Here is a 14159-nt window from a genome sequence, read left to right on the forward strand (position 1 = left end):
GCGCGTTGAAACCGTCATATGAGCATTTGTGACAGCACAAATTGATTCGTGACTTTGCTCGTTGGCATAAGGCGGCCGTCTGCAAGGAATCCGTAAGCCTGTGAAGGACACCCCCTGAGGTCTTCGGGAAACCTGCAGGTGAATCAGGCATGATGGGGCTTATGCCAAAAGACACGTCACGAGGGCGGCCAGCTACGCCCAAGCGGCCCAAACGCTCCGCGTCGGGCGCTGAGCCGACCAGTGGTGTGCCTGTCGCAGCTTCAAAGCGGCGCAGTACAGAGCGAACATCGACCTCGTCACAGAAGCAACGCCAGACTAGGGTTCGCGCCAGCTCTCGCCCCACGCGCCAGCGCATGGATCACAAAAACTCCGGACCAAGCCAGGCCGTATTAGACGGAAAAGCCTTCTCATTTGGTGGCCTCGAGATCTCCGTGCGACTCTTGACGGTGGCGCTCTTGGCGGGTGTACTCGCAGTGTTCCTGCTTCCCAACGTCTACGACTGGTGGCGCCAAGAACAGGATTATCGCGACATTCAAGCTCGGGTTGCGGCTGCGCAAGAACGCAATGCAGCAATGGAAGAGCAACTTGAGCTGTGGCAAGACCCTGAATATATTGCGTCGCAAGCCAGGGATCGGCTCGGCTACGTCAAAAAAGGTGAGACCCAATATGCCGTGGTTGATCCTGGTGACGACTATCAAGATGATGCGCAGGTCAGCGCCGCCCTCGACGAGGGACCCAAGCGTCCCTGGGTTCAAGTCGTGGGCATCCTCATCCAAAAAGCCGACGAGGCCGATCCCGTGGACGGCGACGCTGCACATAATTCCAGCCAGTCTGGAGCTGGCGTACAATCCGGTACGGCTCAATCAGGTGCCGGTGTCCAATCCGGTGCTTCCACTACCGATCAGGAATCCGGACGATGACACACGCTGACAATCCCACAAGCGCAACCGAGGCCGACCTCGACGTCCTACGTGAACAACTGGGTCGTCTTCCGCGTGGGGTCGTAGGAATTGCTGCCCGCTGTGTCTGTGGGCGCCCAACGGTCGTCCAGACTGCGCCGCGCCTCGAAGACGGCACACCTTTCCCAACAACTTTCTACCTGACCTGTCCTCCCGCGGTAAAAGCCTGCTCCACCTTGGAGGCCGAACACGTCATGGAGGAATACAACGCTCTGCTCGCGCAAGACCCACAGGTTGCTGACCGCTATGCGCAGGCGCACGCCGACTACATTGCTCGACGCGATGCGTTGGGCCAGGTTGAAGAGATCGCGGGTGTTTCTGCCGGCGGAATGCCCAATCGTGTCAAATGCCTGCACGCCCTCGTTGGACATGCTTTGGCATCAGGGCCGGGAGTGAATCCGATTGGCGATCTTGCCATTGAGGCAATGGCAGAGCGGGGTTTATGGTCCCCGAATCGCTGCAGCTGTTGAGAAACTACTCCCATCGTGACCCAGATCGAGAGTCAGAACCGGAGATGATGGCGGGCTGTGCGAGAATCTGCCGGTGACTCGAGTAGCAGCTATAGATTGTGGAACCAATTCCATCAGGCTTCTGGTAGCCGATGCCATCCCCAGAGGGGAGGGGCAACTACCTGAGTTGACGGATTTGACCCGACAGATGCGTATTGTTCGTCTGGGACAAGGGGTCGACGAAACAGGAGTGCTGGACCCGCAGGCTATTCAGCGCACGGTTGAAGCGGCCGCCGAATATCGCAGAATGATTGACCGGCTCGAGGTCGACCGGATCCGTTTTGTCGCCACCTCAGCTAGCCGCGATGCAAGCAACCGAGATGACTTCGTCCAAGAGATCACGCGCGTCTTGGGGGTGGCCCCTGAAGTTGTTGAGGGAACGCAAGAGGCGGCGCTGTCCTTTGTGGGGGCAGTCCAGGGGCTGGGTGAGAACGTTGAATCACCGATGCTTGTCGTTGATATCGGTGGAGGGTCTACCGAATTGGTGCTCGGCGGCGAAAGCGTTGAACAGTCTATTTCGGTGGACATGGGAGCTGTGCGTGTCACCGAGAAGTTCTTCGCTCACTGCGATCCTGGTGTCGGCATTGACGAGGAATCCCAACGCCGTGCGATTGAGTGGATCGACGAACAGCTTAATCGGGCAGAAAAGTCCGTTGATCTTCGTCGCGTGCGTACCCTGGTTGGCGTCGCCGGCACGGTAACGACGCTGACCGCTCAGGCGCTGGGTTTAACCGGTTATCAGCCTGAACGTATTCACGGAGCGTGGCTGACGGTGGAAGAGATCGACCAGGCCGTACGGTTCATGGTCGATCAACCTGTTGCCGTAAAAGCCGCGCTTGGTTTCATGCCCGCAGGCCGTGAGGACGTCATTGCTGCGGGATCGCTTATTTGGAGTCGGATCGTGGCACGAGTGGTTGAACGTGCGGGCGAGGCCGGACGTGAGATTGACCGGGTTGTGACATCCGAACACGACATCCTTGATGGCATTGCCCTGTCTTTGATGTAGAGATGGGCGCGAATTTTAGGCAAAGTGAGAGGCTCTGGAACGCATTGCTCCAGAGCCTCTCACTTAGAGTTCCTAGCACCCCGCGGCGAGGCGAGCGTAAGCCAGGTTGGTCTTAGTGGTTCTTCTTGCGAGACTTCTCTGCCCCGGCGCCACGTACCGTCTGACGCAGACGCATCCGTAGTGCGATAGCACCCAAGATTGCAGAAGCGAAGGTGCCAATAATGACACCGAAGCGTGCGTGAGCCTGCAGAAGTTCGTCGGTGAAGGCCAAGCCACCAATGAGCATGGCCACGGTGAATCCGATACCTGCGAGCAGAGCCATGGCTGCCACATCCGGCAGGTCCACGCCGTTGCCCAGGCGCAGCTTCGTGAACTTGGTGAGCAGCCAGACGCTTCCCCAAATGCCGAGGAGCTTGCCTAGGGGTAGGCCAATGGCTACGCCAATGGTGATCGGGTCGGTCAGCGTCTTGATGATGCCGCCCTCGGCCCCCAGCACATTCACGCCGGCGGAGAAGAATGCGAAGATCGGCAAAGCTAAGCCCGCTGACCAGGGGTTCCACTTCTCGACGAAGTCGTGAGTCATCTGGCCTTCGCGTGTACGAGTTGCTGGAACAACCAGACCCAAGGCAACGCCAGCGATAGTGGCGTGGACGCCGGAGCTGAGCATAAAGGCCCATGCGATGACACCCAACGGGAGCAGGATCCACCAGTGGCGGATGCCCTTGTTCACCAGAACAGCGAATACTGCGATGACGAGCAGAGAAGCGGCCAAGGCAACAAAATTCAAGCCGGATGAGTAGAAAACGGCAATGACAATAATGGCCAGCAAGTCGTCGACCACGGCCAAAGTCAGCAGGAAAGTGCGGGCTGCGGGCGGCAGCCCCTTGCCGAAGATCGACAGGATCGCCACGGCGAAGGCGATATCTGTGGCTGTGGGGACAGCCCAACCGGAGAAGTGCGAAGAGCCCAATGTCAGTTGAATTGTGACGTAGAGGATTGCCGGGCCGATCATGCCAAAAGCTGCGGCAATCATCGGTAGTGCGGCTTCCTTCATGTCACGCAGTGAACCCGTGACGAACTCGGTTTTGAGTTCAAGGCCTACGACAAAGAAGAAGATTGTTAAGAGCCCGTCAGCAGCCCATTCATGAACGCTCAGATGCAAACCCAAAGACTTCGGTCCGAACTCCATGTGTGACAGATGTTCGTAGAAATGGCTGAGCGGTGAGTTTGCGATCACCAAGGCAATCAAAGCGATAACGATGACCAGCATTCCTGCGCTGGTTTCGTTGGAAAGGAAGTGCTTGATGCGGTCGGCGATGTCTTTGGCAGACGCGTCGGCTGCGGGGCTCATACAAGAGTCCTTCCGGGATTGTTAACAATGCGTCTACGGAGTCTAACGAAAACGCTAAGATAGATGAGTGCAGTGACCGTAACTTGTCATCAAGCTGTGATCCTGTAAGGTCTGTAGCTGTTCGCCCCCGTGGCCCAATTGGCAGAGGCAACCGACTTAAAATCGGTGTGTTGTCGGTTCGAGTCCGACCGGGGGTACCGCAACCATTGCGCTGAGGGCGGATAATCTTGGCTCCAGGTGCCTTTCAGTCCATCATGTGACACTCTTGGGGTACGGATTCTACGAACTCAAGGAGACCTCGATGGCCAACCCCGTGTTCAACCGCCTCGAAAAAGAGTGGTCACAGACCGCAATCTCGACCGGTCAAACCCCCAACGGTTACCCGACGATGCCCGGCTACCAGCCCGGAGCCTCGCCGACGGCAACAGTCGACCCGCGCTACCCGTACCAGACGGCTCAGGCAGGACAGTCCCAAGGTGCAGGGGCTCCCACCTATTCTGCTGAACAAATGGCGCAATACGAGGCCGCAATGAGCGCTCCGGCAGCCGACGCCGTCGACCGCAGGCAAATGACCTACGATGACGTCATTGTTAAGAGCGGCATTTCCTTTGGTCTTTTGCTGGTCGGCGCTTTCCTCGGTTGGACAGTCGCAGCCGCCAACCCCGGGCTCGGCATGATGATCGCCCTCGGATCCATCCTCATTGCTTTCGTATGCGTCCTGGTGGTCTCCTTCTCCAAGACGATCCGGCCAGCCGTCATTCTGACCTACGCAGGCTTCGAAGGATTCGCCCTCGGCGCCATCTCAGGCGTCACGGAATCCGTCTACCCCGGCATCGTCATCCAAGCGCTCCTGGCGACTGCCGCAGTCTTTGGTGTCACGCTTGCTCTCTTCGCTTCCGGTAAGGTCCGCAACTCTCCGAAGCTCGCCAAGTTCACCCTCATCGCCCTTGTCGGCATTCTCGTTTACCGAATCCTCGACATGGTTCTATCCATGACGGGCCTCCTGCAGGGCGGCTTCGACCAAATGACCTTCATGGGTCTGCCGCTCGGACTCATCGTCGGCCTCGTAGCCGTTGTCATTGGGGCCCTGTGCCTCATCCAAGACTTCGACCAGGTCAAGGTCGGCGTCCAACAAGGTGCTCCCGCAAAGTACGCGTGGATGTGCGCCTTCGGCATCATGGTCACCGTCGTGTGGCTCTACCTCGAAATCCTGCGCATCCTGTCCTACCTGCGCAACGACTGAAAGAACTAAAAATGGAAAACATCACCGTCACCGGCGAATTTGGCCGCAAGCCCTCGCTCGCATTTGAATCCGTACCTTCTGACGAGCTGCTCGTTGAGGTCCTTCACGAGGGCGACGGCCAAGTCGTCGAAGCCGGTGACACCATCCACTGCCACTACCTGGGACAGGTCTTCGACGGTGACGTCTTCGACAACTCCTACGATCGTGGCCAGGCCCTGACCTTCCAGATCGGTGTCGGCATGGTCATCCGAGGCTGGGACGAGGGGCTGCTTGGTCACAAGGTTGGTTCACGCGTCCTGCTGTCGATTCCGTCCGAATACGGTTACGGTGATCGCGGAGTTCCCCAGGCCGGTATCGGTGGGGGAGACACTCTGGTCTTCGTCACCGACATCCTAGGCGTCGCCTGACCCCACACCTTCCCCTCGCGAGGGACGCCCAAAACTCCCGCGAGGGACGCACAAAACTCCCGCGAGGGACGCACAAGTTGTTGTGGCCCCAGCCGGATGATGGCCCGCCCGCCCGCTCACCGATTCACCCAGTGAATCGGTTCGAAGCCCGGCCAGGGCTTGCCACCATCTGGCTGGGCCATCTGTCAACGCCGGTGGCGTTACACGATGATGGGGCACGGAATACCTGTTCGCGCATGGCACTCGTAACCGTTAGGCACCTTGATCAGATATTGCTGGTGATAATCCTCTGCCTGCCAGAAAGGCCCAGCCGCGGACGCATCCTCAATCGAAGTGGTGATCGATCCAAAGCCGTGCGCAGACACCTCATTCTGATAGGCATCACGCGCTCGGACAGCAACGTCATACTGGTCAGGAGTCGTCGTCCAGATCGCACTGCGATACTGTGGACCGATGTCATTACCCTGCCCATCAGCCTGGGTCGGATCGTGAATCTCAAAGAACAAGGCAATGAGTTCAGCCGCGCTCGTCCTCGTCGAATCAAAAACGACACGAACCGTTTCCGCGTGACCCGTCGTCCTCGTGCATACCAACTCGTACGAGGGTGACGCCACGTCGCCACCCATATAGCCCGTCGCAGTAGCCACCACTCCAGGCGCATTCCAGAAAGCCTTCTCAACGCCCCAGAAACAGCCGGCAGCAAAATAGAGGACCTCCTCATGTTCACTCGGTTTGTGACCCAGGGAGGTTCCCAATAACAGGTGGGTCGACTGACGAATGGGTGACGAAGAAGGAGTCTGGAAGGAAATCATGACGCCATTGGAACACAGACGCAGCCCCCTCGCGCGCCGGCAGTCTCACTCAAAGCGTTGAGCGGGTGCCCGAAGCGACCGCTACGCTAGAACCGCAGTCAATAATGGAGGAACCCATGAGCTCTGAGAGCACGCGCATGAAGTGGAGCTTCGCAGAATTATTTGAGCGCATCACCACGCAGGTCGTCGATAAACCCGACGAGAAGTACAACGACACCATGCCCTTCGGCCCCGGAGACTCCCTCAAATCAGACCGCGATGCCGCCGAGGCCGTGCCATGGAGTATTCGAGTGGGCGCAGCAATCTCCTGGCGTGCCATTATCGTTGCTGTTGCTGCAGCAGGATTGCTTTGGCTAGGCACTCAGCTGACGATCATCATTATGCCGCTGGCCATCGCGCTTCTTTTGGCTGTTCTGCTTGAGCCCTTCGTCGGTTGGCTGGTCAAGAAATTGCGGTTTTCTCCCACGCTTGCGGCCGCCGCAGGTTTGATCGTCCTCCTCGTCATTATTGTCACGGCGCTGTCTCAGGCGGGTAATGAAATTATCCAGCAACTTCCGCGACTCTTCACCAAGGCATCAGCTGGAGTCGGTGCGATTACTGAATGGATGGAAAAGGGCCCTCTCAAACTTGACGCCTCCTACATTGGTGAAGGGCTGAAGACTGTTCAGAACGAAATCACTTTGTGGGCTCAAAAGAACAGCGACCAGCTCGCGACGGGAGCTTTGTCTGTTACCTCATCGGTTGTCACACTTGTCTCGAGTACGTTGGTGATGTTCTTCTGCCTCTTCTTTTTCCTCCGGGAGGGGCGGAGAATCTGGCTGTGGGTTGTTCGGCTTTTCCCGGCACCTGCCCGAGTGCCTCTTCACGAGTCTGCTATCCGAGGCTGGGTGACGCTGGGCTCGTATGTTCGCACCCAAATTCAAGTAGCGGCTATCGATGCGGTAGGCATCGGCTTAGGTGCCTTCTTCCTAGGGGTGCCGATGGTGCTGCCCATCGCGGTCGTTGTGTTCTTCGCGTCCTTCGTACCGATCGTCGGTGCTCTCGTGTCGGGTGCGATCGCGGTTTTCGTGGCGCTGGTAGACCAGGGGCTGACCGCAGGCATCATCATGCTGGTGATCATCCTGGTCGTTCAACAGATCGAATCGAATCTTCTTCAGCCATTGCTGATGTCCAATGCCGTATCGTTGCACCCGATGGCAGTCTTGTTGGTTGTGACTGCTGCTGGTTCAATCGCTGGTATTCCTGGTGCCATTTTCGGTGTGCCGATTGCGGCTTTCATTAACGCCACATTCCTCTACTTGCACGGATACGATTCGATGCCTGAGCTGCAAACCAAACAGGATCGCGCTGGCGGCCCTCCCGGGATGCTTGAGGAAATGGTGTCCGCTTCCTACGGTTCGGCTTCGCGCGTTTCCTCAGCCGTCGATCCGGTAGCCAGCCAGGGCGGTGACGAGTTACCTGCAGGTACGCCGACCGGCCTCGACATTGGTGCCCAAGCAGACGAGGACGAGGACGACGCTGACGCGTCCCGAACCGAGGGCACGGAAAACGGGGACAGTGCCAATGGCACAGCCCCCGCTGAATCCGAGTCGCGTGACTAGAGAATAGTTAACCTGCGAAAGGCTTGGCTTCGATGATTTCGACTTCAATATCGCGGCCGTTGGGAGCCTCATAGGTCAGCTTGTCACCGACTTTGTGGCCGGTGACCGCTGCTCCCAGCGGCGCTGCGGTTGAGAACACTTGGATGCCGAGGTCACCGCCGGCGTCGCGCGAGCCCAGAAGGAACTTTTGTTCGCGCCCGGCAACCAGAGCGGTAACAACCATTCCTGGTTCCACGATCCCGTCGTCGGCGGGGGTTTCGCCGATCTGGGCGTGAGCAAGCATTTCTTGGAGCGCCTGGATGCGGGTTTCGTTCATGGACTGTTCATTGCGTGCAGCGTGGTAGCCGCCGTTTTCTCGCAGGTCGCCTTCTTGGCGTGCGTTGTCGATAAGACGGGCGATTTCAGGCCGCTTGACCTCGACTCGCTCAGTTAGCTCGTCATTGAGCAGGTCGTACTGGGCCTGAGTCAGCCATTGGGTATCAGCCATCGGTTTCCTCCAAAATTAAGGGCCGGCACCGAGGCGGTGCCGGCGTGAATACCCGATGAGTGTAGCAATATCCGTCTAATTCGCTGGATGCGTCATCGCACGTTGGTATTTGGTGGATGCGTCCTAGCGCATCGGTGATGGTGCGAGTGAAGCAGTTGTTACAGCACCGCCATATACACGGCGACGCAGTGACATGCCCACGCGGCCACGGTAAAGGCGTGGAAGATTTCATGGAAGCCGAACCATGTTGGCCACGGGTTGGGTTTCTTGGTGCCGTAGACGACCGCGCCGATGGTGTAGAGGATTCCGCCGGCGACAATTAGCCAAATTACTGCGGGTCCTCCGGCTGCCCAGAGCTGGGGGAGGAATCCGACAGCTACCCATCCGAGTGCGACGTACACCAGGGTAGTGAGCCACCGTGGGGCCGTGGGCCAGAAGAGGTTGAGCAGGATGCCGATCAGCGCGCCCGTCCAAACGATTGACAAGATGAGTGTGGCGGTGGGTTTGTCGAGTAGGGCGATTGACAGTGGAGTGTAGGTGCCTGCAATGAGGAGGAAGATGTTTGAGTGATCGAGGCGTTTGAAAATGGTTTCCCACTTGGGTGCCCAGTAGAACAGGTGGTAGGCGGCCGAGACTCCAAAGAGGATGAGTGATGAAGCTAGGTAAACGGCCGAGGCCCACTTTGTCGCAGGTTCCGGGGCGAGGCACACCAAGACGATGGATGCGATCAGGGACAGGGGAGCCGCAATGAGGTGTAGCCATCCGCGAAGGTGAGGTTTGATGGCGACCAGTTGATCTGGTACCCAGCTGGTCGGTTTGATCGAAGCGATCTTCATGGTGCCCCTTCAATGCTGGTGTTTGAACTCCCGAACCTACGATAGCGTAAGTTACTGCATCGTAGGTTATCTCTCATAACCTGAACACGCCAGAAATAAAATAACTCAGATGCGGGTGTAACACCCGCCCTAAAACTTTCCATTCTCGTTGGCTCAGCTCAAGAAGCATGTCAAAATGGCCGCGTCGGAACTGCCAGATGGAGGACTCACATGCCCCAGTGGAATTTGCTGTACGACCTTTATGAACGCCGACTGCGCACAGAACTCAACGACGCAGCAATCCCAGCCCACATCGGTGTGATCCTCGACGGCAACAGGCGCTGGGCCAAATCCATTGGAACAACAGCTTCTGACGGACACCGCGCTGGCGCAGGGAAAATCTCGGAGTTCCTCGAATGGGCCCAAGACGCAGGCGTCTCCATCGTCACCCTCTGGCTCCTATCTACCGACAACCTCTCGCGAACGGCTCAAGAACTCAAAGAACTCCTCGGCATTATTTGTGAAGCCGTCGAACTCTTGGCCAACCAGCAGAAATGGCGGCTCAAAATCGTCGGCGACCTCAACCTGCTACCCGAAGACACCGCGAAACGCTTACTGACTGCTATTGACAATACCCGAGACATACAAGGTATGACAGTCAACATTGCCGTTGGCTACGGCGGCCGCCACGAAATTACCGAGGCCGTACGCGGTGTCATTCAAGACGCCGCGGCAGCAGGAACCAGCCTGGAAGAACTTGCCTCATCCCTGTCAGATGCCGACATCACAGCGCACCTGTACACCAAAGACCAACCCGACCCCGACCTCGTCATTAGAACATCGGGAGAACAGCGACTCTCTGGCTTCATGCTCTGGCAATCAGTCCACTCCGAGTACTACTTCTGCGAGGTCTACTGGCCCGACTTCCGACGCGTCGATTTCCTGCGAGCCCTACGCTCATACGCACAAAGGGAGCGACGCCTCGGAAAGTAGATTGCTGCACAGCGGAGCTCACTGAGGGTAGTCGGAAAAAGAAGGGCTGGTCACATACTTGCGACCAGCCCAACTTTCTTCAAACGCTCAGTCCTCTAATTCGTGTGCCCACGGAGGATTAGCGCCAGCCCGCGACACCGTCACATCAGACACTGCGCTGGCCCTGGCCAAAATCGAACGCAGGTCGCCCTCGTCAATATCTTTGAGCGATTCCTTGCCGGCCGCACCACGAATCCCCAAGCCCCAGAGCGCATCCAAAATGCCGCCCATGAAGGAATCTCCGGCGCCGATGGTGTCCACCACCTTGACCTTCTTGGGTGCGTGCTCGACGCGGATGCCGCTGCGGGTGACAGCCAACCCGCCTTCTTTGCCGCGGGTCACAATAATGACTGAGGGGCCAAGACCCAGCCAACGGTCAATCGTGGCCTCCAAATCCTGCGAACCCGTCAACCACTCCAGGTCCTCATCGGAAACCTTCACCAGATCCGCCACAGCAACAAACTCTTCCACCAAAGGCAGAGCCTTTTCAGGGGTTCCCATAATCGCCGGACGCGCATTTGGGTCGAAAGCAATCACCGCATGATCGCGTGCCTTTTTCAATGTCTCAAGGACCACGCCTGCACCTGGCTGCTGAGCTGCAGAAATTGAGCCAGCCTCGATGATCTCTGCCTTATCCGAAATCTTCATCGGAGCCGTCGGATCCCACACGAAATCAAAGGTGTACGTCGCCGCACCCTTCTCATCGAGCTCGGCCATCGCAGTCGTCGTGCGATCCGCACCCTTGGATTCTGGGGTGATAAACACTTTGGATGCCTGGTAGTGCTCTTCAACCTGGCGGCCGTAATCGTCGTCGCCGTACCACGTTTGGAAAGCAACTGGACGACCGAGGCGCCCCAAAGTCATTGCCACATTAGCCGGTGATCCACCGGGGTGGCCCACCGCTTGTTCGGGGTGGCCAGCGGGGAATGCCAAGTCGATGAGGGCTTCACCGATGGTGAGGATATGAGGTTCGGTGGTGAGGTCCATGAGTCTTCTTTCCGTTTGCCGTGCCTGAGCACGCACGTGATTCGACAGCCAGTCTAGTCGTGGCTGGGAGCTTCCGCGGCGGTTGCGCGTTCCAAACGGTCCTGCGCTTCCGAAAGGATCGTTCGGCAACGCAGTGCCAACGCTTCGCCTCGTTCCCACAAAGCCAAAGTGTCTTCTAAAGGAGCTTGGCCGCCCTCGAGTTGGCGCACAATTGCCACCAGCTCATCGCGCGCCTGCTCGTATGCCAGCGAGCTAACCTCAGGAAAATCATTGGTGTCGGTCATGGGTTGTCTCCTTGAGAATCTTGTGTCGGGGAAGCGGGTGTAGTTCCGAAAACCTGGGCGACCATGCGCCCTCGCGCCAAAATGCCTTCGAGCAGATCACCCTTCTTAATATCAGCCGCGTCGCGCACAACCTGGCCGTTAGGGAGCTTGAGCAGCGTGTACCCGCGGTCAAGAGTCGCCTGCGGCGACAACGCCGTCAACGTCGCTTGGGCCTGGCCCAATTCGTGCTTCCGAGCAGCGAGGTTTCGTTCAAACAGATGGCGCAGCGTTGTCACCTGCTTGTCGAGGGCGGCCTTATGTCCGTCCAGGACGGCGGTGGGGGAAGCCAGAACTGGGCTTGAGGTCAGAGTTGTGATCCTCTGGCTTTCAGTTGCCAGTCTTGTCGCTACAGCATTACGGATGCGGTTTGTCGCCTGTTCAATACCGTCAAGCTCACGGGCGCGGTCAGGGACAATACGGCGCGCCGCGTCGGTAGGCGTAGAAGCCCGATAGTCGGCAACGAGGTCCAGTAGAGGAGAGTCGCCCTCGTGTCCGATCGCCGAAACCACCGGTGTCTTGGCCGCGGCAGCTGCGCGGACCATCACCTCGTCGGAGAAGGGGAGGAGGTCCTCAACTGCGCCGCCGCCTCGTGCAATGACGATGACGTCAATATCTTCAATGGCATCGAGTTCGGCAAGCGCCTGGGTTACCTCGCGCACGCAGTTGGTCCCTTGAACGGCGACCTCTCGGATCTCGAACTTGGCGGACGGCCACCGGTCAGTGGCGCTCACAACGACATCATCTTTGGCTTTCGCGTTGCGCCCGCAGATGAGGCCGATGCGCCGTGGCAGGAAAGGCAAGGGCTTCTTGAAGTCTTCATTGAACAAACCTTCGGCGGCGAGGCGCCGGCGCAACTCTTCGATACGGGCGAGCAAATCCCCCAGACCTTGAAGATGGAGTTCCGCTGCCTGAAGGTTGAGGGACCCGGAGCGTTCCCAAAACACTGGCTTGACCCGAGTGACAACGCGGGAGCCTTCTTCCAAAGCTGGACCAGCGGCTTCGATAACCCCCGCCCAGGCGGTGACCGTCATCGAGGTGTCGGTTTCAAGGTCGCGCAGTTTCAGGAACTGCATCTTGGCGCCGGGGCGGATCTTGTATTCGATGACTTGGCCTTCGACCCACAGGGGTGACATGCGGTCGACGTAGATCTTGATGTTCTCAGTGAGGCGCCGCAGTGGCCAGGGGTTATCCCTGGTGGTGTCGGCCGCTTTAGCGGCCGGTGGAGTCTGTGGAGCGTCGGGGGTAGGCACCCGATCAATATGCCACAGTCTGGTCACGGCGTGCTTCCGCCGCGCGCCTTGGCTTCGTACACGGTTACGGCCTGTTACACACGGCTGCGCGGGGGTTTGGGTGTTGTAAGTGTGTGGGTTTCCAGGGTTGTACACGGTTACAGCCTGTTGTGCACGGTTGCGCGGGGGTCTGGGTGCTGTAAGCGTGTGGGGCGCGAGGGAACGACACGGTTAAAGTTCCCCGCACTTCATTGCGTTCCATCGTGCGGGCCCTTCACGCTCACAGGTGTAAACGCCAGTAGTCCTCAGCCAGCCGGCTTGGCAGCGTTGGGATCCGCTGTACTCTGAGGATTCGGGCCAATAGCTTGGCGCGTAGCGCGTCAAGGTTCAGCAGATCCTTCCAACCTACTCGGACCACAGTCCACCCGGCGTCCTCCAGATCACGTTGCCGCGCCATTAACTCTGCCTGTGCCTGATGAAACTCGCGTTCATTTGTCCCCATTTTGATGACGCCGTCGAACTCGATCACGATTCGCCATTTGGGCAGGGCAAAGTCTGCAAAATAGGTGTTCCCGTTGGCAACAATCTCATACTGAGTGCGGATGTTTTGGGGCTCAAGAGTGAGCAAAACTGTCAGCAGTGCGGCCTCGCCAACCGATTCGCACCCCGCATCCGAGCCCGCGATTAGCAACCCAGCCCGCGATGCTCCCCTCAAGTGCGCGCAATCTCCTCCAGGGCTCAAGCGTTCCAATAAGTGCGCCTTGACGCCAGCTTCATGAGCACGAGAGGCTTTCGGTAAAAACCTGTCAAACTTCGATAGTCGACGGACAATCTGCGACACCGCCACGATCGCATCGGTGGGCGGACGGCTGGCAGCCATGAGCAGCGCTGTCGTTTCAAGAGAGTCAACCAACACTCCGTCGACCGCTTCCGCATCATCCCCGAGACGGGTGCTTTGTGTCGGCACCGAGTGGACCGAAGCAATGGAGTGCTCGCCTATTCGCAGCGCAGGCAGGATCTTGCGGTTGCAGCGTCCCTTCGGGCGCAACGACACATTCGGATTTTTACACCACGGTGCAAGGCCGTGGGCAATCATCGCGGATTCGTGGGTGAAAACTGTTGATCCGCGTGTGAAGTGATTCGTCGCGAGAATCCTTGCTCCGTTTGCAAGGGATTGGGCGCGCCACATGGGCGCAGTCATATCCTCATCTTTGAGCAGCAAAATGGCGCCGCGTCGGATAGACACAGACTGGTCGGGAAGGACTCGTCGCTGGTTTCCCTGCGTTCGGATGACTTGAGTGTGGGGCAGGCTCATCCTCCGAGAGTGCCTTACCAATAGTCACGAGGACGACCCCAGTGGTGCGTTCCTGTGGATAAATGTGAGGTGTTCCAGGCCTG

At 58.3% G+C, this 14159-nt stretch carries 15 protein-coding genes and 1 tRNA gene; 8 read left to right on the top strand and 8 right to left on the bottom strand.

The features are described from left to right. Positions 1-353 precede the first annotated feature (353 nt). The 3 genes from G439_RS12105 (at position 354) to G439_RS0102640 (ending at position 2474) form a co-directional block, all read left to right on the top strand. Complete coding sequence (locus G439_RS12105; protein WP_051125665.1) at positions 354-920, top strand: FtsB family cell division protein; 567 nt, start codon at positions 354-356, stop codon at positions 918-920. Continuing rightward, positions 917-1429 carry a DUF501 domain-containing protein gene (locus G439_RS0102635; protein WP_022867639.1) on the top strand — a complete coding sequence of 171 codons (513 nt, stop codon included), beginning with the start codon at positions 917-919 and terminating at the stop codon, positions 1427-1429. Before G439_RS12105 ends, G439_RS0102635 begins: the two co-directional genes overlap by 4 nt. Positions 1430-1502: 73 nt before the next feature. Then, a complete protein-coding gene (locus G439_RS0102640; RefSeq protein ID WP_022867640.1) occupies positions 1503-2474 on the top strand; it encodes a Ppx/GppA phosphatase family protein in 972 nt (323 codons plus the stop codon). A gap of 112 nt (positions 2475-2586) precedes the next feature. Here the strand turns inward: G439_RS0102640 and nhaA are convergent, their stop codons facing one another. Beyond that, on the bottom strand, positions 2587-3825 hold the full coding sequence (gene nhaA, locus G439_RS0102645) for a Na+/H+ antiporter NhaA (protein ID WP_022867641.1): 1239 nt from the start codon (positions 3823-3825) through the stop codon (positions 2587-2589). Positions 3826-3948: 123 nt separating this feature from the next. Here nhaA and G439_RS0102650 point away from each other — a divergent pair. The 3 genes from G439_RS0102650 to G439_RS0102660 all read left to right on the top strand — a co-directional run bounded on the left by G439_RS0102650 (position 3949) and on the right by G439_RS0102660 (position 5475). Then, a tRNA-Leu gene (locus G439_RS0102650) sits at positions 3949-4022 on the top strand. 104 nt (positions 4023-4126) lie between these two features. After that, positions 4127-5068, top strand: coding sequence for a Bax inhibitor-1/YccA family protein (locus G439_RS0102655; RefSeq protein WP_022867642.1), 942 nt, complete (start codon positions 4127-4129; stop codon positions 5066-5068). 11 nt (positions 5069-5079) lie between these two features. Then, positions 5080-5475 carry an FKBP-type peptidyl-prolyl cis-trans isomerase gene (locus tag G439_RS0102660; RefSeq protein WP_022867643.1) on the top strand — a complete coding sequence of 132 codons (396 nt, stop codon included), beginning with the start codon at positions 5080-5082 and terminating at the stop codon, positions 5473-5475. 200 nt (positions 5476-5675) lie between these two features. On the opposite strand, the gene msrA is transcribed toward G439_RS0102660, so the two are convergent. Further along, a complete protein-coding gene (gene msrA / locus G439_RS0102665; protein WP_022867644.1) occupies positions 5676-6287 on the bottom strand; it encodes a peptide-methionine (S)-S-oxide reductase MsrA in 612 nt (203 codons plus the stop codon). Positions 6288-6403: 116 nt separating this feature from the next. On the opposite strand from msrA, the gene G439_RS10905 reads away from it, so the two are divergent. Next, the gene (locus G439_RS10905; protein WP_022867645.1) at positions 6404-7888 is read left to right on the top strand and encodes an AI-2E family transporter; all 1485 of its coding nucleotides are present in this window, start codon (positions 6404-6406) and stop codon (positions 7886-7888) included. 7 nt (positions 7889-7895) lie between these two features. On the opposite strand, the gene greA is transcribed toward G439_RS10905, so the two are convergent. Together greA and trhA are read right to left on the bottom strand one after the other, a co-directional pair. Continuing rightward, entirely contained in the window at positions 7896-8375 is a 480-nt protein-coding gene (gene greA / locus G439_RS0102675; RefSeq protein ID WP_022867646.1) for a transcription elongation factor GreA, read from the bottom strand. Positions 8376-8533: 158 nt separating this feature from the next. Further along, on the bottom strand, positions 8534-9211 hold the full coding sequence (gene trhA / locus G439_RS0102680; RefSeq protein ID WP_022867647.1) for a PAQR family membrane homeostasis protein TrhA: 678 nt from the start codon (positions 9209-9211) through the stop codon (positions 8534-8536). Between the two features lie 210 nt (positions 9212-9421). Here trhA and G439_RS0102685 point away from each other — a divergent pair, with 210 nt between their 5' ends. Continuing rightward, the gene (locus G439_RS0102685) at positions 9422-10183 is read left to right on the top strand and encodes an isoprenyl transferase (protein WP_022867648.1); all 762 of its coding nucleotides are present in this window, start codon (positions 9422-9424) and stop codon (positions 10181-10183) included. 87 nt (positions 10184-10270) lie between these two features. Here G439_RS0102685 and G439_RS0102690 read toward each other — a convergent pair whose 3' ends face one another. The 4 genes from G439_RS0102690 to G439_RS12110 all read right to left on the bottom strand — a co-directional run bounded on the left by G439_RS0102690 (position 10271) and on the right by G439_RS12110 (position 14076). After that, complete coding sequence (locus G439_RS0102690; RefSeq protein WP_022867649.1) at positions 10271-11209, bottom strand: carbohydrate kinase family protein; 939 nt, start codon at positions 11207-11209, stop codon at positions 10271-10273. 53 nt (positions 11210-11262) lie between these two features. Then, a complete protein-coding gene (locus G439_RS0102695) occupies positions 11263-11493 on the bottom strand; it encodes an exodeoxyribonuclease VII small subunit (protein WP_022867650.1) in 231 nt (76 codons plus the stop codon). Then, entirely contained in the window at positions 11490-12680 is a 1191-nt protein-coding gene (gene xseA / locus G439_RS0102700; RefSeq protein WP_424133822.1) for an exodeoxyribonuclease VII large subunit, read from the bottom strand. The genes G439_RS0102695 and xseA overlap by 4 nt, the downstream gene beginning before the upstream one ends. A 361-nt stretch (positions 12681-13041) precedes the next feature. Then, the gene (locus tag G439_RS12110; RefSeq protein ID WP_022867652.1) at positions 13042-14076 is read right to left on the bottom strand and encodes an endonuclease domain-containing protein; all 1035 of its coding nucleotides are present in this window, start codon (positions 14074-14076) and stop codon (positions 13042-13044) included. Between the last annotated feature and the right edge of the window lie 83 nt (positions 14077-14159).

This window comes from Schaalia vaccimaxillae DSM 15804 (assembly GCF_000420425.1).
In the GTDB taxonomy this organism is placed as follows: Bacteria; Actinomycetota; Actinomycetes; order Actinomycetales; family Actinomycetaceae; genus Pauljensenia; species Pauljensenia vaccimaxillae.